General features: G+C 61.3%; 20 protein-coding genes. 11 read left to right on the top strand and 9 right to left on the bottom strand.

Annotated elements, in window-relative coordinates; genetic code table 11:
* Positions 1-110: 110 nt before the first annotated feature.
* From PVZ78_RS08385 to PVZ78_RS08360, 6 genes are all read right to left on the bottom strand, one after another.
* Positions 111-935, bottom strand: a complete 825-nt coding sequence (locus PVZ78_RS08385; protein ID WP_009051149.1) for an ABC transporter permease — start codon at positions 933-935, stop codon at positions 111-113.
* A 13-nt stretch (positions 936-948) separates the two neighbouring features.
* Positions 949-2,196 (bottom strand): ABC transporter permease, encoded by a 1,248-nt coding sequence (locus PVZ78_RS08380; protein ID WP_273828554.1) that lies wholly within the window; start codon positions 2,194-2,196, stop codon positions 949-951.
* Positions 2,197-2,264: 68 nt separating this feature from the next.
* Positions 2,265-3,308, bottom strand: a complete 1,044-nt coding sequence (locus PVZ78_RS08375; protein ID WP_016704058.1) for an ABC transporter substrate-binding protein — start codon at positions 3,306-3,308, stop codon at positions 2,265-2,267.
* A 44-nt stretch (positions 3,309-3,352) separates the two neighbouring features.
* Positions 3,353-4,477, bottom strand: a complete 1,125-nt coding sequence (locus PVZ78_RS08370) for an ABC transporter ATP-binding protein (protein ID WP_041984674.1) — start codon at positions 4,475-4,477, stop codon at positions 3,353-3,355.
* Between the two features lie 349 nt (positions 4,478-4,826).
* A complete protein-coding gene (locus PVZ78_RS08365) occupies positions 4,827-5,456 on the bottom strand; it encodes a response regulator (RefSeq protein ID WP_007926150.1) in 630 nt (209 codons plus the stop codon).
* Positions 5,457-5,511: 55 nt separating this feature from the next.
* Positions 5,512-7,905 (bottom strand): PAS domain-containing sensor histidine kinase, encoded by a 2,394-nt coding sequence (locus PVZ78_RS08360; RefSeq protein ID WP_016704059.1) that lies wholly within the window; start codon positions 7,903-7,905, stop codon positions 5,512-5,514.
* Between the two features lie 74 nt (positions 7,906-7,979).
* On the opposite strand from PVZ78_RS08360, the gene PVZ78_RS08355 reads away from it, so the two are divergent.
* The gene (locus PVZ78_RS08355) at positions 7,980-8,978 is read left to right on the top strand and encodes an alpha/beta hydrolase family protein (RefSeq protein WP_198919444.1); all 999 of its coding nucleotides are present in this window, start codon (positions 7,980-7,982) and stop codon (positions 8,976-8,978) included.
* A 78-nt stretch (positions 8,979-9,056) separates the two neighbouring features.
* Here the strand turns inward: PVZ78_RS08355 and PVZ78_RS08350 are convergent, their stop codons facing one another.
* The 3 genes from PVZ78_RS08350 to PVZ78_RS08340 are packed head-to-tail and all read right to left on the bottom strand — an operon-like array spanning position 9,057 to position 11,519.
* A complete protein-coding gene (locus PVZ78_RS08350) occupies positions 9,057-9,824 on the bottom strand; it encodes a TerB family tellurite resistance protein (protein WP_009051155.1) in 768 nt (255 codons plus the stop codon).
* Position 9,825: 1 nt separating this feature from the next.
* Complete coding sequence (gene murU / locus PVZ78_RS08345; protein WP_273828553.1) at positions 9,826-10,497, bottom strand: N-acetylmuramate alpha-1-phosphate uridylyltransferase MurU; 672 nt, start codon at positions 10,495-10,497, stop codon at positions 9,826-9,828.
* Positions 10,494-11,519 carry an aminoglycoside phosphotransferase family protein gene (locus tag PVZ78_RS08340; protein WP_273828552.1) on the bottom strand — a complete coding sequence of 342 codons (1,026 nt, stop codon included), beginning with the start codon at positions 11,517-11,519 and terminating at the stop codon, positions 10,494-10,496. Before PVZ78_RS08340 ends, murU begins: the two co-directional genes overlap by 4 nt.
* A 130-nt stretch (positions 11,520-11,649) precedes the next feature.
* Here PVZ78_RS08340 and PVZ78_RS08335 point away from each other — a divergent pair, with 130 nt between their 5' ends.
* From PVZ78_RS08335 to PVZ78_RS08290, 10 genes are all read left to right on the top strand, one after another.
* Complete coding sequence (locus PVZ78_RS08335) at positions 11,650-14,451, top strand: LPS-assembly protein LptD (RefSeq protein ID WP_273828551.1); 2,802 nt, start codon at positions 11,650-11,652, stop codon at positions 14,449-14,451.
* The gene (surA, locus tag PVZ78_RS08330; protein WP_155772745.1) at positions 14,432-15,748 is read left to right on the top strand and encodes a peptidylprolyl isomerase SurA; all 1,317 of its coding nucleotides are present in this window, start codon (positions 14,432-14,434) and stop codon (positions 15,746-15,748) included. The genes PVZ78_RS08335 and surA overlap by 20 nt, the downstream gene beginning before the upstream one ends.
* A complete protein-coding gene (pdxA, locus tag PVZ78_RS08325) occupies positions 15,745-16,734 on the top strand; it encodes a 4-hydroxythreonine-4-phosphate dehydrogenase PdxA (protein WP_041984687.1) in 990 nt (329 codons plus the stop codon). The genes surA and pdxA overlap by 4 nt, the downstream gene beginning before the upstream one ends.
* Entirely contained in the window at positions 16,731-17,549 is an 819-nt protein-coding gene (gene rsmA / locus PVZ78_RS08320) for a 16S rRNA (adenine(1518)-N(6)/adenine(1519)-N(6))-dimethyltransferase RsmA (RefSeq protein WP_009051161.1), read from the top strand. The genes pdxA and rsmA overlap by 4 nt, the downstream gene beginning before the upstream one ends.
* Positions 17,550-17,671: 122 nt before the next feature.
* Positions 17,672-18,052: a Co2+/Mg2+ efflux protein ApaG gene (gene apaG / locus PVZ78_RS08315; RefSeq protein WP_007926128.1), complete on the top strand. Its 381-nt coding sequence runs from the start codon at positions 17,672-17,674 to the stop codon at positions 18,050-18,052.
* Positions 18,052-18,933, top strand: a complete 882-nt coding sequence (locus tag PVZ78_RS08310) for a symmetrical bis(5'-nucleosyl)-tetraphosphatase (RefSeq protein WP_009051162.1) — start codon at positions 18,052-18,054, stop codon at positions 18,931-18,933. Before apaG ends, PVZ78_RS08310 begins: the two co-directional genes overlap by 1 nt.
* Before the next feature lie 32 nt (positions 18,934-18,965).
* A complete protein-coding gene (glpE, locus tag PVZ78_RS08305; RefSeq protein WP_009051163.1) occupies positions 18,966-19,295 on the top strand; it encodes a thiosulfate sulfurtransferase GlpE in 330 nt (109 codons plus the stop codon).
* Positions 19,296-19,590: 295 nt separating this feature from the next.
* A complete protein-coding gene (locus PVZ78_RS08300) occupies positions 19,591-21,513 on the top strand; it encodes a PrkA family serine protein kinase (RefSeq protein WP_007926124.1) in 1,923 nt (640 codons plus the stop codon).
* A gap of 188 nt (positions 21,514-21,701) precedes the next feature.
* Positions 21,702-22,973, top strand: coding sequence for a YeaH/YhbH family protein (locus tag PVZ78_RS08295; RefSeq protein WP_009051164.1), 1,272 nt, complete (start codon positions 21,702-21,704; stop codon positions 22,971-22,973).
* Complete coding sequence (locus PVZ78_RS08290; RefSeq protein ID WP_009051165.1) at positions 22,970-24,532, top strand: SpoVR family protein; 1,563 nt, start codon at positions 22,970-22,972, stop codon at positions 24,530-24,532. Before PVZ78_RS08295 ends, PVZ78_RS08290 begins: the two co-directional genes overlap by 4 nt.
* Positions 24,533-24,568: the final 36 nt, after the last annotated feature.

The following is a 24,568-nucleotide window of genomic DNA, read 5'->3' as shown; positions in this document are numbered from 1 at the left end:
GGAAGCTGGCACAAGAGTAGCTGGGGATTCGGGGTTGTCTGCCATTCAGCCAATGAATGCCGTAACAGATCGCTCCCACGGTCGGTGCGGGAGCGATCTGTCCGTGGCGATCAGACCGGTGCTGTACGCAGTTTTTCGCTGCGGCCACGCAGCCATTCCAGGGTCAGCAGCAGAATCACCGAGAAGGCGATCAGCAGCGTTGCCGCGGCGGCGATGGTCGGGCTGAGGTTTTCGCGGATGCCGCTGAACATCTGCCGGGGCAAGGTAGCTTGCTCGGGGCCGGCGAGGAACAGCGTGACCACCACTTCATCGAACGAGGTGGCAAAGGCGAACAACGCGCCGCTGATCACCCCCGGCGCGATCAACGGCAGGGTCACCCGGCGGAACGCCGTCAGCGGCGAAGCGCCGAGGCTGGCCGCGGCCCGTACCAGGTTCTGGTTGAAGCCCTGCAAGGTGGCCGAGACTGTGATGATCACGAAAGGCACACCCAGCACGGCGTGGACGATGATCAGCGAGAAGAAACTGTTACCCATGCCCAGGGGCGCGAAGAACAGGTAGCTGGCCACGCCGATGATCACCACCGGCACCACCATCGGCGAAATCACCAGCGCCATCACCAGTGCCTTGCCGGGGAAGTCGCCGCGGGTCAGGCCGATCGCCGCCAGCGTGCCGAAGACCATGGCCAGTACCGTGGCCGCCGGGGCGACGATGATGCTGTTCTTCAGGGCACGCATCCATTCCGCCGAGCCGAAGAAGTCGTGATACCACTGCAGCGAGAAGCCTTGCAGCGGGTACACCAGGAAGCTGCCCGAGTTGAACGACAGCGGAATGATCACCAGCACCGGCAGGATCAGGAACAACAGGATCAAGCCGCAGAGAATCCGCAAGCTGTAGAACCAGACCCGCTCGACGGGCGACATGTAAGGGCTCAGCATTTCGATTCTCTCCTTAGCTCAGGCGCAGGCGACTGGCGCCCACCAGCCAGCTGTAAATCAGATACAGCACGATGGTCGCCAACAGCAGCAGGCCGCCCAGCGCGGTCGCCATGCCCCAGTTGATGCTGGTGTTGGTGTAGAAGGCGACGAAGTAGCTGACCATCTGGTCGTTCGGGCTGCCCAGCAGCGCCGGGGTGATGTAGTAGCCGATGGCAAGGATGAACACCAGCAGGCAGCCGGCGCCGACGCCGGCATAGGTTTGAGGGAAATACACCCGCCAGAAACTGGCGAACGGATGGCAGCCAAGGGAAATCGCCGCGCGCATATAGGTCGGCGAGATGCCTTTCATCACGCTGTAGATCGGCAGGATCATGAACGGCAGCAGGATGTGCACCATGGAGATGTAGACCCCGGTGCGGTTGAACACCAGCTCCAGCGGCTTGTCGATCACCCCTATGGCCATCAGCGCACTGTTGATCAGGCCACCCGATTGCAGCAGCACGATCCACGCCGCCACACGCACCAGGATCGACGTCCAGAACGGCAGCAACACCAGAATCATCAGCAGGTTGCTCTGGCGCGCCGGCAGGTTGACCAGCAGGTACGCCAGGGGGTAAGCCAGCACCAGGCAGATGCCGGTAATCACCAGGCCCATCCAGAAGGTCCGGGCGAAGATATCCAGGTAGATGGCCTGGTCAGGGGTCGCCGGGGCGATCTCCCCCAGGTCGTCGATCCGATGGTCGACGGCGGCCAGCAGGTAGAACGGGGTCAGGCTGCTGGTGTTGCGGCGTACCGCCTGCCAATAGGCCGGGTCGCCCCAGCGCTCGTCGATGGCTTCCAGCGCTTCCTTATAGGAAGCCGGCTCCTCCTTGAACGGCAAGGCACGTGCGGTTTTGGTCAGCAGGCTGCGATAGCCGGCCAACTCCATGTTCAGGCGCTTGGACAGGTCGCCCAGGGTTTGCTGCTTGCGCGCTTCGGCCAGGTCTTCGCTCAGTGCCTTGTACACCGGTTCGGCCGGCAGGCCGCGTCCGTCCCAACCGGCCACGGCGACCACGGTACGCGGCATGCCTTCGACCACTTCCGGGTTGCCGACGCTCTTGTACAGCAGCGCTGCGATAGGCACGAGAAACACCAGCAGCAGGAACAGCACCAGAGGCGCGATCAAGGCTTGTGCCTTCCAGCGGTTGACCCGCTCGGCACGCGCCAGGCGCTGCTTGAGGCTGGGGCTGGTGACCTCGTTCAGGGGAACGCTAATGGCCATGACGAACTCCGCAAATCTTTAAACGGTAACGGCGTCACCCACAGGTGACGCCGCCCATGCATGACGCCTTACTTGGCCGCCCACGAGTTGAAACGCTGCTCCAGTTGCTCGCCGTTGTCAGCCCAGAAGCTGACGTCGATCTGCACCTGATTGGCGATGTTTTCCGGGGTGGTCGGCATGTCTTTCAGGATGTCCTTGGCCAGCAGCGGGACTGCCTGGGTGTTGGCCGGACCGTAGGCGATGTTTTCCGAGTAGGTCTTCTGCTGCTGCGGCTGCACCGAGAAGGCGATGAATTTCTTCGCAGCTTCCGCGCGGGTCTTGTCCAGGCCCTTCGGAATGGCCCAGGCGTCGAAGTCGTAGATACCGCCGTTCCACACGACCTTCAGGTTGCTTTCCTTCTGTACCGCGGCGATCCGGCCGTTGTAGGCCGAGCTCATGACCACGTCACCGGAAGCCAGGTACTGCGGCGGCTGGGCGCCGGCTTCCCACCACTGAATGCTTGGCTTGAGCTCATCGAGCTTCTTGAAGGCGCGATCCTGACCGTCCTTGCCAGCCAGCACCTTGTACACATCCTTGGGCGCCACGCCGTCGGCCATCAGGGCGAATTCCAAGGTGTACTTGGCACCCTTGCGCAGGCCGCGCTTGCCCGGGAATTTCTTGGTGTCCCAGAAATCCGCCCAACTGGTCGGCGCGGTCTTCAGCTTGTCGGCGTTATAGGCCAGGACAGTCGACCAGACGAAGAAACCTACGCCGCAAGGCTGGATCGCGCCCTTGACGTAATCTTCGGCCTTGCCGAACAGCTCGGGATCGAGTTGCTCGAACATATCTTCGTCGCAACCGCGGGACAGCTCCGGCGACTCGACCTCCACCAGGTCCCAGGACACGCTCTTGGTGTCGACCATGGCTTTGACCTTGGCCATCTCACCGTTGTATTCGCCAGCGACGATCTTGCCGTTGCCTGCCGCCTCCCAGGGGGCGTAGAAGGCTTTGACCTGAGCCGCCTTGTTCGCCCCGCCAAAGGACACCACGGTCAGGTCCGGGCCCGCCGCCATCGCGTGCGCCGCGCCCATCAGGCCCAATGTCAAAGCGGTGAATTTCAGGGATCTCAACATTTATTGTTCTCTCCACGTGCAGGGTTGGTGAAGCAAGGGGGCGATCAATGCGCCTCTAGAAGTGGGTCGAGCGCGCGAACGTGCTCGACCTGCCAGCCAAGCGGAACCACATCGCCCACCGCGAGCGCAGGATCGAGCTCGGCAATCGGCTGTTTCACGAAGAAGTCGGTCTTGCCACAGACTTCCAGGCGAACCCGGACGTGGTCGCCCAGATAGATGAATTCCGCCACCCTCCCTGAGAAGCGGTTGACACAACTTTCGCTGGAGCCGTTGAGACTCACGCGTTCCGGACGAATCGACAGGGTCACCGGCTCGCCGGTCTTGCCGACGTTGACCGCCAGCGCCTCGACCTTCTCGCCACGCCCCAGCTCGACCACGCAGCGGTCGCCGCTGTGGCTGTGCAGGCGGCCGTTGAGCCGGTTGTTCTCGCCGATGAAGTTGGCGACGAAGGTGTTCTTCGGTTCTTCGTAAAGGGTGCGTGGCGGGGCGATCTGCTGGATTTCGCCCTGGTGGAACACCGCGACCCGATCGGACATGGTCAGGGCTTCGCCCTGGTCGTGGGTCACGTAGACCACGGTCACGCCGAGGCGTTGGTGCAGGTGCTTGATTTCCATCTGCATGTGTTCGCGCAGCTGTTTGTCCAGCGCGCCGAGGGGTTCGTCCATCAGCACCAGCTGTGGCTCGAACACCAGCGCCCGGGCCAGGGCCACCCGCTGCTGCTGGCCACCGGACAGTTGCGCCGGATAACGCTGGGCGAAGGATTCGAGCTGGACCATGTTCAGCACGCGTTTGACCCGCTCGCTGATGTCGGTCTTGCTCAGGCCACGTACCGACAGCGGGAACGCCAGGTTCTCGGCCACGGTCATGTGCGGGAACAGCGCATAGTTCTGGAACACCATGCCGATATCGCGCTTGTGCGGCGGCACGTTGTTGATCGCCCGCCCGGCCAGCTGGATTTCCCCGGCGGTCGGGGTCTCGAAGCCGGCCAGCATCATCAGGCTGGTGGTCTTGCCGGAGCCGGATGGCCCAAGCAGGGTAAGGAACTCGCCTTTGCGAATTTCCAGGTTGAGGTCTTTGACGATCAGGTTTTCGCCGTCGTAGCTCTTTTGCACACCACGGAAACTGACCAGTACATCACTCGCCCCAGCGCTTGAATCGACCTCGCTCATACCCACACCTTTTGTTTTTTGACGGCTGTGGACTAAGCCTAGTGGAGGCCACAAGCCGCGCAAATCGGGGGGTATGAGAGATTGGCCTCAGTCGGATGGAAGGTTCCTTGTAGGAATCCCCCTACAAGGATGGCGCGATTGGACAAGTCCCGGCACACGCCTGACGGCGATCATGGCTATAAGCCGGTTTTCGTGTCGCAAATGGGTACGTGTAGCCGCTGCCGCAGGCTGCGATCGAGGGCGAAGCACTCGTGATCCAGGCAGCGCGATTGAGCTGAAAATCCCCAGGGCCAGGTTTAGCGACAGCTGCGCTGTCGATCGCAGCCTGCGGCAGCGGCTACAGATCCATTCAAAGCAGCTTGTGCTCCATCGCATACTTCACCAGCTCGGCCAGGGAGGTGATGTTGAGTTTCTGCATCAGCCGCGCCTTGTGGGTGCTGATGGTCTTGCTGCTCAAGGCCAGCTGCTGGGCGATATCGTTGACGTTGGCACCCTGGGCCAGCCGTTCGAACACGGAGAACTCACGCTCCGACAGCAGGGAATGCAGGGGCCGGGTATCCGTCAGGCCGACTTCGAAAACCATCCGGTCGGCCAGTTCCGGGTCGATATAACGCCCGCCTGCCGCCACCTTGCGAATCGCCGTCAGCAGCAGCGCCGGGTCGCTGTCCTTGGTGGCATAACCGGCCGCTCCCACTTTCAGCGCCCGGGCCGCCATCTGTGCTTCGTCGTGCATCGACAGCACCAGGATCGCCGGTGGATTGTTCAGCGCGCGGATCCGCGGGATCGCCTCCAGGCCGTTGACGCCAGGCATGGAAATATCCAGCAGCACCACCTCGCAAGGCACGTGGCGCAGGGTTTCCAGCAACTGCTCGCCATTGCTCGCCTCCCCCACCACCGTCAGGTCCTTGGCCAGACCGATCAACTGCTTGATGCCTTCGCGAACGATGGTGTGGTCTTCGGCTACCAGTACACGGATCACAGCTCGTACCTCTTCTTATTAGTGATGATCTCTGCAGCGGCGAGTCTGCTCGCGCCTACAGGTCCAGCGGCACAGTAACGCTCAGGGTGGTGCCCTCGCCCAGCTGACTGTCCAGGGTCAGGCTGCCGCCCATGATCAGCACCCGCTCGCGCATGCCCACCAGACCGAAGGACGTCGGCCGCCCGGCCTCGACTACGAAACCCTGGCCGTCGTCGCTGATGGTCATGCACAGCTGATTGTGCTCGAGGCTCAGGGTCAGTTCGACAGTATGCGCCTGTGCATGGCGCATCACGTTGGTCAGCGCCTCCTGGAGGATGCGGAACAGACCGATGGCCTTGGCGTCGCTGAGCACCGGCAGGTTGTCGGGCACCTGCACCAGGCAAGGAATCTGCGTGCGCGCCTCGAAACGCCGCGCCTGCCACTCGATGGCCGAGGCGATGCCGGCATCGAGAATCGGCGGGCGCAAGGCCGTGGCCACATCGCGCACCAGCTGGAACAGCTGGGCGATCAGGCGCTTCATACTGTTCAGGCGTTCGTGCAGCCCCGGATCGAGTTGCGCGTAGGCCAGCTCGCACATCGAGGTCTCCAGCTTGAGCACCGTGAGCATCTGCCCCAACTCGTCGTGCACTTCCCGGGCGATACGAGCCTTTTCCTCTTCGCGCACGCTTTCCAGGTGCGCCGATAGCTCGCGCAGTTGCTCGCGCGAGCTGGCCAGTTCCAGTTCGATGCGCTTGCTTTCGCTGATGTCCCAGACGATACCGTCCCAGACATAGGCGCCGTCCTCGAGCTGGCGGGTGATGGCCTTGATTTCCGCCCAGCGCTGTTCGCCCTGGCGGGTCAGGATCCGCCCCTGCCAGGACCAGTCGCTGTCGGTGTCCAGGGCATGGTCCTGGGTCTGGTGGTAACTGGCCCGATCTTCCGGGTGCACCAGGCTGCGCAGCCCTATGTCGCGGTGGCTGAGGGTCGCTGGGGAGTAACCCACCAGGCTCTCGCTGCCTTCGCTGATGTAGGCGAAATCGATCTGCCCGGTCACCGGCGCCCGTTCCAGGCGGAACACTAGCCCCGGTACGTTGGCGGCGATCCCCTGCAACCGCGCTTCGCTTTCCTGCAGGGCGGCCAGGGCGCGACGACGCTCGGTGACGTCAGTGAGGTAAACCACCAGGTACTCGCCATCGCGAAAGCGCAGAAAGCTCAGCGACACATCGGCCGGCAGGATGCTGCCGTCGGCGCGGACACACTGGGTCTCGAAGCTGGGCGGCGCGTCCTCGCTGGCACGCGCGCGCTTCCACAGGCCAAGCCAGCGGTCCATGTGCAGGTTGGGTTCGAAGTCGCTCAACGGCCGGTCGACCACCGCCCCCGACGCATAACCCAGCATGCTTTCGGCCGCGCGGTTGGCGTAGCGTACATGGCTGTCCCAGTTGACCCAGAGAATGCCCACCGTGCTCTGGTCGATGGAAAACTGGGTCAGGCGCAAGGCTTCTTCACTGGCCTCGCGCCGGGCCAGGTCCTCGCGGGTGGTCAGCAACCGCTGCTCGAGCGCCTGTTGCTGGCGGCGCTGCCAGATCACGATGGCCATGCTCGCCAACAGCAGCACGGCCAGCAACAGGCTGAGGTTCTGCCAGAAACCGCGGGACTCGCTCAGCCGCGGATACTTGGGCTGCAGCCAACGATTGTGCAGCTGTTCCAGGTCCTTGGCGGCGATACCGTGCAAGGCGCGTTGCACGATGTCCGCCAGCTCGGGCCAGTCGCGCCGGGTAGCCACCCGCAGCAATTGCGGCAGGCCGATATCGCCCACCACCGCCAGGCCGGCGAATTCCGGTTCCGCCGACAAACGACTGAGCTGCGCCTCATCGATCACCGCATAACGCGCCTGCTGACTGAGCAGCAATTGCAGGGCCTGGCGCTCCAGGGGCACGCCCTGCAGATTGAGATTGGAGTAAGTCGCACGCAGGTAGTCTGCCACCGCGCTGGGCATGCGCACCGCCACGCGAGTCTGGCTGTCGAGCTTTTCCAGCTCCACCGCGCCGGCGCCCTTCTGCTCGCCGACCACCAGTTGCGGGACACGCATGTAGGGATCGGAAAACTGCCAGAGCCGCAAGCCGGCCGGGGTCTGGCTCAAGCCCGGGGCCATATCGACTTCACCGGCGCGTACCGCCGCTTCCAGCTGCGCCTGATCGGCAAAGTTGCGCCAACTCAGCTCGACCTTCATCGCCTGGGCCAGCCACTGCATCAGTTCGATATTGGCGCCAGACAAGCGTTGCAGCCGACGGTCGTACTGGGCGTAGGGGGCCTGGAGCACCACGCCGACCCGCAGTTCCCGGTGCTGTTCCAGCCATTGCTGCTGCGCGGGGCTCCACTGCGCCTGGGCGATATGCGGCGCAGGCACCGCCCAGGCCATCAAGGGAAGGCAGATACAGCCGATAACCAGCAGGCAGCGAAAACGCATCATCTGAAGTCTCACACACTGACAAATACTGACCAACCCATTAGGCTGCCGGGATTACTTCTGGCCTGGAATAACCGATGCCCCTTGTCCACCGCACGGCACTGCCTGCATTGTGCCTGTCGCTGATCCTGCCTTGTGCCTTTTCGGTCAAGGCCGAGGATCCGCAACCCGCCCCGGCAGAACAGGCTGCCGTGGAAAAACCGGCCGAGCGCCAGCCGCTCCTTGAGCGTAGCCAGGAAGATGCCGCGGCCCTCGAACGCGTCATACCGCCCGGCGAACAACAGTCACTGCAAGCCGGCAGCGAGAGCTTTCTGGCCCTGTGGAAACCGGCCAACAGCAGCGACCCCAAGGGCGCGGTGATTATCATCCCCGGCGCAGGCGAAACCGCCGACTGGCCTCAAGCAATCGGCCCTTTGCGCAACAGATTGCCGGACGCCGACTGGAGCAGCCTGAGCCTGACCTTGCCCGACCTGCAGAGCGATGCGGCGCAACCGCGCATCGTCGAGGCCGAACCTGCGCCCGCGACCGCCGACACTAGCAGCAAAGATGCCGCCACGGCAGCACCCAAGCCGATCGAACAGGCCGCCGGTGGCGAAGCCGAGATTGCCGATCGCGCGGTGGTGGAGAGCAGCGAAGAACAGGCCAAGGCCGATGCCGAGCGAATCTTTGCCCGTATCGACGCCGCGGTAACCTACGCCCAGCAGCAGAACGCCCGTAGCATTGTGCTGCTGGGTCATGGCAGCGGCGCCTACTGGGCCACACGCTACCTGAGCGAAAAACAGCCGCCGGAGATTCAGAAACTGGTGCTGGTGGCTGCCCAGACTCCGTCCATCGGCAAGCCCGGACTGGCGGAACTGACCCCGACCCTGAAGCTGGCGACCGCCGACTTTGTCTACAAGGACAACGCGCAGGCTCGTAAGAGCGCCCTGGAACGCCTGCAAGCGAGCAAGCGCCTGAAGAACGCCAACTTCACCCAGATCTCGCTCAATGCCCTGCCGGGCAACAGCACGGCTGAAAACGAACAGCTGTTCAGACGCGTACGCGGCTGGCTGAGCCCGCAACCCGCGCAAGACTGAACTCCGCCACGCTCGGCCCCGCTCCTGTTTTGACAGGGGTGGAGCCGAACGCGAGGCATTTCCTTCTAACGAGTCTCTCTAACGAAAATCCCGACGCTCGCGGATCAGCGCGTAAGCGCTGTGCAGCTCGCGGGTTTTCTCCGTGGCTTCCCGCACCTGCAACGGACTTGCGCCGCTGCCGGCAATCTTGTCCGGGTGATGGCGGCTGAGCAGGCGCCGGTAGGCGCGCTTGATCTGCGAGGGTTCGCTGGTCGCCGAGACACCCAGCAGGCGCAATGCGTCCTGATAAGTGCCACTGCTGTTGGCCAACGGTTTTTTGCTCGGCTCATAGTCCGCCGCCAACGCCTGCACCTGCTGCACAGTCCAGCCCAGCCACTTGCCCCAGAGCTGGATCAGCTCACGCTCGGCGGGGCTGGCCCGGCCATCGGCCCAGACCATCCGCCAGCATGCGCGCAATACACCCTCGGCGGCATGAGGCTGCGCCGCCAGGCGTCGCAGGTAGCCCCGCAACCGGTCGTTACCCGACTTGCCCCGATTGAACGCGGCAATGGCGCGGCGCTGCGCGACTTCACTCATATCCAGCGAGCGCATTTCCAGACGCGCCTGCTGGATATGCCCATCGACCACCCGGCCATCACTTTTCGCCAACCGCCCCAAGAGTACGAACAGCAGTTCATCGTTGCGCAGCGCCGGTCGACCGCCCAGACGCTCACGCACCTGGGCCCAGCTATGCAGTTGCAGGCGCCGGTCCAGCGCCTGTCCCAGCAACGCTCCCAGCATGGCCCCCGGGATACTGGCTATGGCAAAGCCAGCCCCGGCTCCGATCAGAGTCCCTGGCCACAACATATCAGTGACTCGCTTCTAACAAGGTTTCGACTTCCGCCAGGCGCTCATGGGTGCCGACATCGACCCAGTGCCCCTGCAAACGCTCGCCGCTGACCTGTCCATCGGCCATGGCCTTGCGCAGCAGGGGCGCCAGTTTGAACGCACCCGGTGTGCAGCCCTGGAACAGGTCCGGGTGCAACACCGCGATCCCGCTGTAAGTCAGGGTCTGCGCGCCCGGCTCGGCGTCCCGCACCCGGGCATCGCTGAGGATGAAATCCCCGGCGGTGTGGTGAGCCGGGTTATCCACCAGCACCAGGTGCGCCAGCGCGTCCAGCGGACGGTTCAACAAGCGGAAATCGTAATCGGTCCAGACATCGCCGTTGACCACCACAAAGGGCTCGTCGCCCAGCAACGGCAAGGCGCGGAAGATACCGCCGCCGGTTTCCAGCGGCTCGCCCTCCGGCGAATAGCGGATGCTCAGGCCGAAGCGCGAACCATCGCCCAGGTGGTCTTCGATCTGCTGCCCCAGCCAGGCGTGGTTGATGACGATCTCGGTAAAGCCCGCCCGGGCCAGTGCCCGCAGGTGATACTCGATCAGCGGCACACCGGCGGCGCGGATCAATGGCTTGGGGGTGGTCAGGGTCAAGGGGCGCATCCGTTCGCCCTTGCCCGCGGCCAGAATCATTGCCTTCATACACAGGCTCCGACCGGTTGACGCAGGCTGGCCAACAGCTCACCCAACTCCGCCAGCTCCGGCCGACGAGCCACGACGGCTTCTATATAAGCGAAGAAACGCTGCACGTCGCCCAGGTAGCGGGGCTTGCCGTCGCGGTGGCAGATCCGCGCGAAGATCCCGATCACCTTGAGATGGCGTTGTACGCCCATCAGGTCGCTGGCGCGCAGGAAATCCTCGAAATCGGGCTGTACCGCGATCCCGAGCCGGGACGCTTGCTGCCAGTAGTCCTCCAGCCAGCCGCGCACCCGCGCTTCGGGCCAACTGAGAAAGGCATCCTTGAACAGGCAGGTGACGTCATAGGTCACCGGGCCGTAGACCGCGTCCTGGAAATCCAGCACGCCCGGATTGGGCTCGCTGAGCATCAGGTTGCGCGGCATATAGTCACGATGCACCAGCACCTTGGGCTGGGCCAGGGCGCTTTCGATCAACAGCTCGCTGACCCGCTGCCATTGGCCGCGCTGGCGCTCATTCAGCTCGACGCCCAGCTCGCGTCCCACGTACCACTCTGGGAACAGTTCCAGCTCTCGGCGCAGCAAAGCAACGTCATAACTGGGCAATGGCGCATCCATCGGCAACTGCTGGAAAGCCAGCAAGGTTTGCAGCGCATCCTTGAACAGGGCATCGGCATTTTCGCCGTCGATCACGTCCAGATAGGTTTTGTTGCCCAGGTCATTGAGCAAAAGAAAGCCGCGCGACAAATCTTCTGCATAAATTTTCGGCACATTGGTTGCGGATTTTGCCAACAGATGGGCGATATCCACGAAGGGTTTGCAGTTTTCCTGGGGCGGTGGAGCATCCATCACCACAAAGCTGCGGCCTTCGCCTTCCCAGCGGAAATACCGCCGGAAACTCGCGTCGCTGCTGGCCGCGGTCAATGTGGCCGGGGGCACGGGGCCCCATCCGTTGGAGGCATAAACAATCGACAACTGCTCATCGAGCCAAACTTTCAGGTGTTGCAAGCGTACATCTTGGTCAGGCATTGCAAGGGTCTCCGACGGCGCTAGCCGTCAAGCGGGTCATGCTTTATTATCCAGCATCTTTTTCAGACCATCGAGAGGCGTGCGGCCCACACCGCGGGCAGATGGCACGCAGGAAGCCCGGACTAATAAGATGGCATTGAAATCCCCCGCGTTTCGTAAAAAATTTCCGTTGTTGGTTACCGGCAGTCTGCTGGCCCTGCAACCCCTAGCCACTTCGTTCGTGGTCGCCGCAGAACAGTATGACTGCTCAGTCTCTGCTTCGGGCGGCTGGGACTGCGCGCCGAAAACCAGCGCCGCTCAACTGCCTCCGCGCCCCGTGCATGACGCGAGTGCAGTCAGTTCGAGCACCGCTACATCGGCCGAAGGCGGCGAAACCAGCGAAGACACCGGCGCCAAGCCGATGCTGGTTACCGAGGCCAAGGGCCGCGGCCTGAAGTCCCGCAGCGAAGACTACAGTCACCTCGACTGGGTTCCGCGCGAGAAGCTGACCGCCGCCCAGTTGGCCGAGACCGGTCCTTACTGCGCTGGTGCTTATATCGAACCGATTCGTCCTGGCATGAATGACAAGACGAATAAAAGTGACGCCCCGACCTTTATCGGCGCCAAGGCTTCGCGTTACCAGCAGGAGCAGCAGATCGCTACCCTGGCCGGTGACGTGGTCATGCGCCAGGGCAGCATGCAGGTCGAGGCCGACGAGGCCAACCTGTACCAGGCCGAGAACCGTGGCGAACTGAGCGGCAACGTCCGCCTGCGCGACAACGGCGCCCTGCTGGTCGGCGATCATGCCGACGTGCAACTGGACACGGGTGAAGCCAAGGTCGACAACGCCGAGTACGTGATGCACAAATCGCGCATCCGCGGTAACGCGCTGTACGCCAAGCGCGCCGAGAACGCGATCATCCGCCTCAAGGACGGCACGTACACCACGTGCGAACCGAGCAGCAATGCCTGGCAGCTCAAGGGCAACAACATCACCCTGAACCCGGCGACCGGCTTCGGCACCGCGACCAACGTGACCTTGCGCGTCAAGGACATTCCGGTCCTGTACACGCCGTACATCTATTTCCCGATCGACGACCGTCGCCAGTCCGGCTTCCTGCCGCCGACCATCGGCAGCGGCAGCGATACCGGCTTCATGCTGGTCACACCGTACTACTTCAACCTGGCGCCGAACTACGACGCCACGTTGTACCCTCGCTACATGAGCAAGCGCGGCCTGTTGATGGAAGGCGAATTCCGCTACCTGACCAAGTCCAGCGAAGGTCAGTTCGGCGCGGCGTACCTCAACGACGAAAACGACGACCGCAAGCTGCAGTCGGACTACGAAAAAACCCGCTACATGTACAACTGGCAGCACAAGGGCGGGCTTGATTCGCGTCTGATGACCGAGGTCGACTACACCAAGATCAGCGATCCGTACTACTTCCAGGATCTGCAGACTGATCAGATCGGCGTGGAAAGCCGTGATTACATCAACCAGCAGGGTGCAGTGACCTACCGCGGTGATACCTATACTGCACGCCTCAATGCCCAGGCTTATGAACTGGCCACGGTTTCCAACATCACGCCTTACAACCGTCTGCCGCAAATCACCTTGAATGGTTTCTTGCCGCAGCATCCGGGCGGGTTGGACTTCAAGTATGAAACTGAAATTGTTCGGTTTGATCGCGACCTGCAGAACGGTACGTTTTTTGATGAGAATGGTGTCGGTGCACCGCGACTCGACCGCAACATTCAAGGTCTGGCACGTGCCAATGGCAATCGCCTGAATCTTGCACCGTCTGTAAGCCTTCCGCTTAACTGGACCTATGGCTTCCTGAAGCCGTCCCTCAAGTATCAGTACACCCAGTACGATCTGGATCTGGATAGTATCGGCAAGAGCCAGGTCGCTGCACAAACTGCAGAACAAGATCGCCTGAATGGTACTTACAGCAGCAACCAGAACCGTGGCGTGCCTATCGCCAGCATCGACAGCGGCCTGTACTTCGACCGCAACACCCAATGGTTCGGCAAGAACTACCGTCAGACCCTGGAACCGCGCCTGTACTATCTCTATGTACCGGAGAAAGACCAGAGCGACATCCCGGTATTCGATACCAGCGAGTCTACTTTCAACTACTCGTCGCTGTTCCGTGATAACCGTTTCACCGGCTCCGACCGTGTAGGCGACGAGAACAAACTGTCTCTCGGCGTCACCAACCGCTGGATCGAAGAAAACGGCTTTGAACGTCAGCGCATCAGTGTCGGCCAGGCCTTGTACTTCAAGGACCGCGAAGTCCAGTTGCCGGGTATCGATGCGAAGACCCGCGATGACGCACACTCCAATGTTTCGCCTTATGCGCTGGAATACGAGTACCGCTGGAACCGCGACTGGCGTACCACTGCCGACTACAACTGGGATCCGGACAGCCACAGCCCTCGCTCCGGCAGTGCAATGTTCCACTACCAGCCGGAAGACAACCCGAACAAGGTCATCAACGCCGGTTATCGTTATCGCAACGACCTGGTTCGTTATGACCAGTCCACGGGTAAATGGTCGGTGGGTGGCGGTGACTACGGCACCCCAGGCACTCCTGGCTACGTGAAGGACTATTACAAGATCAAGCAGCACGACTTCTCGGTGATCTGGCCGATCGTGCCGCAATGGAACCTGATCAGCCGCTGGCAGTACGACTACAACCGCAACCGTACCCTCGATGCCTTCGGTGGTTTCGAATACGACAACTGCTGCTGGAAACTGCGCCTGATCAACCGTTACTGGGTCAAGTATGACGAATTCAGTCAAGACGCCCCGCAGAACGAGAAAGGCGACCATGGCATCTTCCTGCAAATCGTCCTGAAAGGACTCGGCGGCCTGACCGGCGCCAAGGTAGAGAGCTTCCTCGACAAAGGCATTCAAGGTTACCGTGAACGTGAAGACCAAGCTTTCTGATTGTCTGCGCCCGCTGATGCTGGGCGCGTTGTTCCTGGGTACCGCGGCGAGCGCCGCGGTACAACCCATCGACAAAGTGGTGGCCATCGTCGATAACGACGTGGTCATGCAGAGCCAGCTGGACCAACGGGTTCACGAAGTTCAGCAAACCATCGCCAAGCGCGGCGGCGGCATGCCTCCCGCCGATGTTCTGAACCAGCAGGTACTGGAACGCCTGATCGTCGAAAACCTGCAACTGCAGATCGGCGAACGCTCCGGCATCCGCATTACCGATGAAGAGCTGAACCAGGCCGTCGGCACCATCGCCCAACGCAACAACATGACCCCCGATCAGTTCCGTGCCGCCCTGGCTCGTGATGGCCTGTCCTATCAGGACGCCCGTGAACAGATCCGCCGCGAGATGATCATCAGCCGTGTGCGCCAGCGCCGTGTTGCCGAACGCATTCAGGTCTCCGAGCAGGAAGTGAAGAACTTCCTCGCCTCCGACCTGGGCAAGATGCAGCTGTCCGAAGAGCTGCACCTGGCCAATATCCTGATTCCAACCCCGGAAAGCGCCAACTCCGAAGCGATTCAGAGCGCCGCGCGCCAGGCCATGGACATCTATCAGCAGCTCAAGCAAGGCGCCGACTTCGCTCAACTGGCCATCGCCCGCTCGGGTAGCGACAACGCCCTGGAAGGCGGCGACATGGGCTGGCGTAAAGCCGCTCAACTGCCCCCTCCGTTCGACCGCGAACTGAGCGCCATGGCAGTGGGCGATATCACCCAGCCAGCCCGCACTCCAGGCGGTTTCATCATCCTGAAGCTGTTGGAAAAACGCGGCGGCGGCAATCAGATGCGTGACGAAGTGCATGTCCGTCACATCCTGATCAAGCCAAGTGAGATTCGCAGCGAAGAAGAAACCAAGCGCCTGGCCCAGAAGCTCTACGAGCGCATCGAAGCCGGCGAAGACTTTGCCGAACTGGCGAAAAGCTACTCGGAAGATCCGGGTTCCGCCCTCAACGGTGGCGACCTCAACTGGATCGACCCGAACGCCCTGGTGCCCGAGTTCCGCGACGTGATGGCCAAGACCCCGCAAGGGCAACTGTCCAAGCCGTTCCAGAGCCCCTACGGCTGGCACGTACTGGAAGTCCTTGGCCGCCGCGCCACCGACAGCACCACCCAGGCTCGCGAACAACAAGCCATGACTGTGCTGCGTAACCGCAAATACGACGAAGAGCTGCAAACCTGGCTGCGCCAGATTCGCGACGAAGCCTACGTCGAGATCAAACTTCCTGGCGCTGACCAGGCGGCACAGTGAAACCCAAGCGTTTCGCGCTCACCCCCGGCGAGCCAGCCGGCATAGGTCCCGACCTGTGCCTGTTGCTCGCCTCGCAACAACAGCCACACCCCCTGATCGCCATCACCAGCCGCGACCTGCTTACCGAGCGGGCCGCGCAGCTGGGTGTGGCCGTCAGCCTGATTGCGGTCGGCCCCGACAATTGGCCAAACCAGCCGGCCGCCGCCGGTAGCCTCTATGTCTGGGATACCCCGCTGTCGGCCAAGGTCGTCGCTGGTCAGCTGGACAAGGCCAACGCCGCATTCGTCCTGGAAACCCTGGCCCGGGCCGGCCAAGGCTGTCTGGACGGGCATTTCGACGGCATGATTACCGCCCCGGTGCACAAGGGGGTGATCAACGAATCCGGTATCGCCTTTTCCGGCCATACCGAGTTTCTCGCCGACCTGACGCATACCGAACAAGTGGTAATGATGCTGGCCACCCATGGCCTGCGCGTGGCACTGGTGACCACTCACCTGCCCCTGCGGGACATTGCCGACGCCATTACTCCGGAGCGCCTGGAGCGGGTTACACGCATTCTGCATGCAGACCTGCACAACAAATTCGGCATCGCCCAGCCACGTATCCTGGTCTGCGGGCTCAACCCGCATGCCGGCGAAGGCGGACACCTGGGCCATGAAGAAATCGATATCATCGAACCCACCCTGGAGCGTCTGCGCAACGAAGGCATGGACCTGCGCGGCCCCCTGCCCGCCGACACTCTGTTTACCCCCAAATATCTGGAGCACTGCGACGCAGTGCTGGCGATGTACCATGACCAAGGGCTGCCTGTGCTGAAATACAAAGGTTTCGGCGCCGCGGTCAACGTGACGCTGGGCCTGCCGATCATCCGTACCTCGGTCGACCACGGCACTGCCCTGGATCTGGCCGGCAGCGGCAAGATCGATACCGGCAGCCTGAAAGTCGCCCTGGAAACCGCCTACCAGATGGCCGAGACCCGTTTATGACCGAGCAATACCAGCACCGGGCGCGCAAGCGCTTCGGCCAGAACTTCCTGCATGACGCCGGCGTGATCGACCGCATCCTGCGCTCCATCAATGCCAAGTCCGGCGACCGCATGCTGGAAATCGGCCCGGGCCAGGGCGCCCTGACCGAAGGCCTGCTCAACAGCGGCGCCCAGCTGGACGTGGTCGAGCTGGACAAGGACCTGGTGCCGATCCTCAACCAGCAGTTCGCCGGCCGGGACAATTTCAGCCTGCACCAGGGCGACGCCCTGAAGTTCGACTTCAACAGCCTGAATGCCGCCCCCGGCAGCCTGCGGGTGGTCGGCAACCTGCCCTACAACATCTCCACCCCGCTGATCTTTCACCTGCTGCAAAACGCCAGCCTGATCCGCGACATGCACTTCATGCTGCAGAAAGAAGTGGTAGAGCGCCTCGCCGCAGGCCCGGGCGGTGGTGACTGGGGCCGCCTGTCGATCATGGTCCAGTACCACTGCCGCGTGGAGCATCTGTTCAACGTCGGCCCTGGCGCATTCAATCCGCCACCGAAAGTCGACTCGGCGATCGTCCGCCTGGTGCCACATGCGGTACTGCCGCACCCGGCCAAGGATCATCGCCTGCTGGAGCGCATCGTCCGCGAAGCCTTCAACCAGCGCCGCAAGACCCTGCGCAATACCCTCAAGGCCCTGCTTTCCAGCGCCGAGATCGAAGCCGCCGGTGTCGATGGCAGCCTGCGTCCGGAGCAACTGGACCTGGCAGCCTTCGTTCGCCTGGCCGACAAGCTCGGCGAACAAGCCGCGGACACTGCCAGCGCCAGCTGACACGCCACCAGCGTTATCGGGTAAGACGCCAGGCGCCATGTCTGGTTTACTACCCGATACTTGGCCTAGACTGACCTCCATCAGTTTTATCCCGCGTCCCGCTTCGTTTTAAGGCCCCTTGCATGTCCGATCCTCGCTATCAGATCGACGTCAGCGTCGTCACCCGCTTTCTCGCAGAACAGTCGCAACCCGAGCAGAACCGCTTTGCCTTCGCCTACACCATCACCGTACAGAACAATGGCCTGCTGCCCGCCAAATTGCTCTCCCGGCACTGGGTGATCACCGATGGCGACGGGCACGTCGAAGAAGTTCGCGGTGCCGGCGTCGTCGGCCAGCAGCCGCTGATCGCCGTAGGAAAAAGCCACACCTACAGCAGTGGTACGGTCATGACCACGCGCGTCGGCAATATGCAGGGCAGCTATCAGATGCTCGCCGAAGACGGCAAACACTTCGACGCCATCATCGCCCCCTTCCGCCTGGCGGTGCCCGGAGCCCTGCACTGATGACGACTTATGCCGTCGGTGACCTGCAAGGCTGCCTGGGGCCGTTGCAGTGCCTGCTTGAAAAGGTCGCTTTCGACCCGGCCAAGGATCGCCTGTGGCTGGTTGGCGATCTGGTCAACCGCGGCCCACAGTCGCTGGAAACCCTGCGCTTTCTTTATGCCATGCGCGATTCTCTGGTGTGCGTGCTGGGCAATCACGACCTGCACCTGCTGGCCGTCTGGCGCAATATCGAGCGCCTGAAGAAAGCCGATACCCTGAGCGAGATCCTCAACGCGCCGGATTGCGAGGAATTGCTCCAGTGGCTGCGCCAGCAAAAGCTGATGCACTATGACGAACAGCGCAACGTCGCCCTGGTGCACGCGGGGATACCGCCGCAGTGGTCGCTGAAAAAGGCCCTCAAGTACGCCACCGAAGTCGAAGAGGCATTGCGTGACGACAACCGCTTCGAGCCCTATCTGGACGGTATGTACGGCAACGATCCGATAAAATGGGACAGCGAACTCAAAGGCGTGACTCGCCTGCGGGTGATCACCAACTATTTCACTCGCATGCGTTTCTGCACCAGCGATGGCAAGCTCGACCTCAAGGGCAAGGAAGGGCCGGACACCGCTCCACCGGGTTACGCCCCATGGTTCGAGCACAAGGAACGCAAGACCCGGGACGTGAAAATCATCTTCGGTCACTGGGCCGCCCTTGAAGGCAACTGCAACCAGCCCGGCGTCGTCGCCCTGGACACTGGCTGCGTCTGGGGCGGCGCCCTGACCCTGCTGAACGTCGACACCGGCCAACGCCTCGAATGTGAGTGCGACGCCCACGGCCACATCAAGCCCCAGGCCAATCAACCTTCCCCTGAACCCATGCCAATCACCGCCAAGCGCTAGACGGCGCTTGCCACCAGGCCCAGGAGCCCGCCATGAGCGAATTCAAACGCATCCCCCCAGAACAGGCCCAGGCACTGCGCGAGCAAGGCGCCGTGGTGGTCGACATCCGCGATCCGCAGACCTTTGCCTTGAACCACATCAGCGGCTCCCTGCATCTGGACAACCACTCCATCTCCGACTTCATCCGCAATGCCGATCTCGACGCCCCGCTGGTGGTCGTCTGCTATCACGGCAACTCCAGCCAAAGCGCGGCGGCCTACCTGATCAGCCAGGGATTCTCCGACGTCTACAGCCTGGACGGTGGTTTCGAACTGTGGCGAACCACCTACCCTGCGGAAATTGCCCAAGGCAACGCCGAATAATTTTTTCTGTGCTCCAGCCCGCGTCATTCGCGGGCTGGCGCCGCGACCGACGAACGGTCACTTGAACAAATTGCGTATTCCACCTTTATCTCCCCGATTCCGAACTATCCTTAGCCTCAGGCCATCCAATCAGGGGAGAGCCGGTACACCGGCGTGCGGGTCATCGGTACTAGCTTTCAAGGTCGATAGCTTTGAAAGTGTTCTGGGGGGTAAACAGCAGCCGGATTCCCGGTTGCATGCCAGCACTTGACTGACTGATCCGGCGTCGGCTCCACGTATCGAGCGAGGTGACGTCATGAGTATTTTTAGCCACTTCCAACAACGCTTCGAATCCACACGCCAGGAAGAGTTCTCGTTACAGGAGTACCTGGAGCTCTGCAAAAAGGACCGTAGCGCCTACGCGTCGGCCGCTGAACGCCTGCTTCTGGCTATTGGTGAACCAGAGCTGCTGGACACATCGACCAATTCGAGACTGTCACGGATCTTCTCCAACAAAGTGATCCGTCGCTATCCGGCCTTTGAGGACTTCCATGGAATGGAAGAATGCATCGACCAGATCGTCTCCTATTTCCGCCATGCCGCCCAGGGCCTGGAAGAGAAGAAACAGATCCTCTACCTCCTCGGTCCCGTCGGTGGCGGTAAATCATCCCTGGCCGAGAAACTCAAACAACTGATCGAGAAGGTGCCCTTCTACGCCATCAAGGGCTCCCCGGTATTCGAGTCGCCTCTCGGGTTGTTCAACGCCACGGAAGATGGCGCAATCCTCGAAGAAGACTTCGGCATTCCACGGCGTTACCTGAACACCATCATGTCGCCCTGGGCCACCAAGCGCCTGTCCGAGTTCGGCGGCGATATCAGCCAGTTCAGGGTGGTCAAGCTCTATCCCTCGATCCTCAACCAGATCGCGGTCGCCAAGACAGAACCGGGAGACGAGAACAACCAGGACATTTCCGCCCTGGTGGGCAAGGTCGATATTCGCAAGCTGGAGGAATTCCCGCAGAACGACGCCGACGCCTATAGCTATTCAGGTGCATTGTGCCGGGCCAACCAGGGCCTGATGGAGTTCGTCGAAATGTTCAAGGCACCGATCAAGGTGCTGCACCCATTGCTGACGGCCACCCAGGAAGGCAACTACAACAGTACCGAGGGTCTGGGCGCGATCCCCTTCACCGGCATCCTGCTGGCTCACTCCAACGAATCGGAATGGCACACCTTCCGTAACAACAAGAACAACGAAGCCTTCATCGACCGGATCTATATCGTCAAAGTCCCTTACTGCCTGCGGGTCAGCGACGAAGTCAAAATCTACGACAAGCTGCTGTTCAACAGCTCCCTGTCCAAGGCGCATTGCGCTCCCGACACCTTGAAAATGCTCGCTCAGTTCACCGTGCTCTCGCGCCTCAAAGAGCCGGAGAACTCGAACATCTACTCGAAAATGCGCGTCTACGATGGCGAGAACCTCAAGGACACCGATCCGAAAGCCAAGTCGATTCAGGAATACCGTGACGCCGCCGGTGTAGACGAGGGCATGAACGGCCTGTCGACCCGCTTCGCCTTCAAGATCCTGTCGAAAGTCTTCAACTTCGATCCCCATGAGATCGCGGCCAACCCGGTGCACCTGCTCTACGTGCTCGAACAGCAGATCGAACAGGAGCAATTCCAGGCGGAAACCCGCGAGCGCTACCTGCGCTTCCTGAAGGAATACCTGGCTCCGCGCTACATCGAGTTCATCGGCAAGGAAATCCAGACCGCGTACCTGGAGTCCTACAGCGAATACGGTCAGAACATCTTCGACCGCTATGTGCTGTATGCGGACTTCTGGATTCAGGATCAGGAATATCGCGATCCGGAAACCGGCGAGATCCTCAATCGGGTCGCGCTCAACGAAGAACTGGAGAAAATCGAGAAACCGGCCGGCATCAGCAATCCGAAGGACTTCCGCAACGAGATCGTCAATTTCGTACTGCGAGCCCGAGCCAACAACAACGGCAAGAACCCAACCTGGCTCAGCTACGAAAAACTGCGTGTGGTCATCGAGAAGAAAATGTTCTCCAACACCGAGGATCTGCTCCCGGTCATCAGCTTCAATGCCAAGGCCAGCAAAGAGGATCAACAGAAACACAACGACTTCGTTACTCGAATGGTCGAGCGCGGCTACACCGACAAACAGGTACGACTGCTGTCCGAGTGGTATCTGCGGGTCAGAAAATCGCAGTAACCCGCCGGTTGCACCGGTTGTCGTTAGCCAGGAGCCTGTCTTAGCGATTTCTGCTACACAGGCTTCAGGAAGCGCGTTTGAACGTTCGCAGCGAGGCTCGGGCAGAGTACCGGCGGCAAGGCACCTTACCCGCCCCTCTCCCCGTCCGGGCCGCTTGCGAGCTTCAAGACCGCTTCTAAGGAGCAGTCATGAGTTATGTGATCGACCGACGTCTCAATGGCAAGAACAAGAGCACGGTAAACCGCCAGCGGTTTCTGCGGCGTTATCGTGATCACATCAAGAAGGCCGTCGAAGAGGCGGTCAGCCGCCGTTCCATCACAGACATGGAGCATGGCGAACAAATCAGCATCCCAGGCCGGGATATCGATGAACCCGTGCTCCATCATGGGCGCGGCGGCAAACAGACCGTGGTGCACCCGGGAAACAAGGAGTTCACGGCCGGAGAGCACATCGCACGCCCTCAAGGCGGGGGTGGCGGAGGCGGCCGGGGCAAGGCGGGCAATTCCGGCGAAGGCATGGACGAGTTCGTTTTCCAGATTACCCAGGAGGAGTTTCTCGAGTTCATGTTCGAGGATCTGGAACTGCCGAACCTAGTCAAGCGCAACCTGACCGGGACCGACACCTTCAAGACTGTCCGGGCCGGGATCAGCAACGAGGGCAATCCCTCGCGCATCAACATCATTCGGACGCTGCGCTCGGCCCATGCCCGGCGCATCGCCCTGTCCGGCAGCAGCCGGGCAAAACTGCGCGAAGTCAAAGAAGAGCTTGAACGCCTGAAACGCGAAGAACCGGACAACTTCGGCGATATTCAGGAAATGGAAGCGGAAATCGAGCGTCTCAGCGCCCGCATTCATCGGGTGCCATTCCTCGACACCTTCGACCTCAAGTACAACCTGCTGGTCAAACAGCCTAACCCCAGCTCCAAGGCCGTGATGTTTTGCCTGATGGACGTTTCCGGCTCCATGACCCAGGCCACCAAGGACATCGCCAAGCGTTTCTTCATCCTTCTATACCTGTTTCTCAAGCGTAACTACGACAAGATCGACGTAGTGTTCATCCGCCACCACACCAGCGCACGCGAGGTGGACGAGGAGGAGTTCTTCTACTCCCGGGAAACCGGCGGCACCATCGTCTCCAGCGCCTTGAAACTGATGCAGGAGATCATGGCCGAGCGTTATCCGAGCAACGAGTGGAACATCTACGCCGCCCAGGCTTCCGACGGCGATAACTGGAACGACGACTCGCCGATCTGCCGCGACATCCTGATCAACCAGATCATGCCCTTCGTGCAGTACTACACTTACGTGGAGATTACCCCGCGCGAACATCAGGCCCTGTGGTTCGAATACGAGCGCATTGCCGAAGCCTTTTCCGATACTTTCGCCCAGCAGCAACTGGTCTCGGCCGGAGATATCTATCCGGTCTTCCGTGAACTCTTCCAGCGCAGGTTAGTGACATGACCGCCAGAGAGCAGAAACGCCAGCCTATCTCCACCGGTTCGGAATGGACGTTCGAGCTGATCCAGGCCTACGACCGCGAAATCAGCCGTATCGCGGCGCGCTACGCCTTGGATACCTATCCCAACCAGATCGAAGTGATCACCGCCGAACAGATGATGGATGCCTATGCCTCTGTCGGCATGCCCCTGGGTTATCACCATTGGTCTTACGGCAAGCATTTCCTTAGTACCGAAAAGTCCTACAGCCGTGGCCAGATGGGGCTGGCCTACGAGATCGTGATCAACTCTGACCCCTGCATCGCCTACCTGATGGAAGAAAACACCATCTGCATGCAGGCACTGGTGGTGGCCCACGCCTGCTACGGCCATAACAGCTTCTTCAAGGGCAACTACCTGTTCCGTACCTGGACGGATGCCAGCTCGATCATCGATTACCTGGTGTTCGCCAAGCAGTACATCATGCAGTGCGAAGAGCGCCATGGCATCGATGCCGTGGAAGACCTGCTGGACTCCTGCCATGCCCTGATGAACTACGGAGTGGACCGCTACAAACGTCCTTATCCGATTTCCGCGGAAGAAGAACGGCGCCGGCAAAAGGATCGGGAAGAACACCTGCAGAAACAGATCAACGACCTGTGGCGCACCATTCCCAAAGGCACGGACAAGTTCAGCGACAAGGACAACGCGCGCTTCCCCGCCGAACCGCAGGAAAACATCCTGTATTTCATCGAGAAACACGCGCCGCTGCTGGAACCGTGGCAACGGGAAATCGTGCGGATCGTGCGCAAGATCGCCCAATACTTCTACCCGCAACGCCAGACCCAGGTGATGAACGAAGGCTGGGCAACGTTCTGGCACTACACCCTGATGAACGACCTGTATGACGAAGGCCTGGTGACCGATGGCTTCATGATGGAGTTCCTCGCCTCCCACACCAGCGTGGTCTTCCAGCCCGGCTTCGACAGCCCTTACTACAACGGTATCAACCCCTACACCCTGGGTTTCGCCATGTACCGCGATATCCGGCGCATCTGCGAAGAACCAACCGAGGAGGACCGCCGCTGGTTCCCGGAACTGGCCGGGACCGACTGGCTTTCCAGCATCAAGTTCGCCATGAGCAGCTTCAAGGACGAGAGCTTCATCCTGCAGTACCTGTCACCCAAGGTCATCCGCGACCTCAAGCTGTTCAGCATCCTGGATGACGACCAGAAAGACGACCTGCTGGTACCGGCCATTCATGACGAAAGCGGCTATCGGATCATCCGCGAAACCCTTGCCGCCCAGTACAACCTGGGCAACCGCGAGCCTAACGTGCAGATCTGGAGCATCGACAGGCGAGGCGACCGTTCGCTGACCCTGCGCCATCAACAGCACGACCGCAAACCCTTGGGCGACTCTACCGACGAGGTCCTCAAGCACCTGCACCGGCTGTGGGGGTTCGACATCCATCTGGAAACCCTGCAGGGCGACCAGGTGATGAAAACCCATCACGTACCGCCAAGAAGCGATCACAACGAAGGGGACTATGGCCGCCTGGACCTGGCGGTCATCCACCTCTGAGCGCATGACAAACCTCCGAAAGCTCGGCGCAAGGGT

Source organism: Pseudomonas sp. SBT1-2 (assembly GCF_028640875.1).
In the GTDB taxonomy this organism is placed as follows: Bacteria; Pseudomonadota; Gammaproteobacteria; order Pseudomonadales; family Pseudomonadaceae; genus Aquipseudomonas; species Aquipseudomonas chlororaphis_I.
This window is presented reverse-complemented; position numbering and strand designations above follow the sequence as displayed.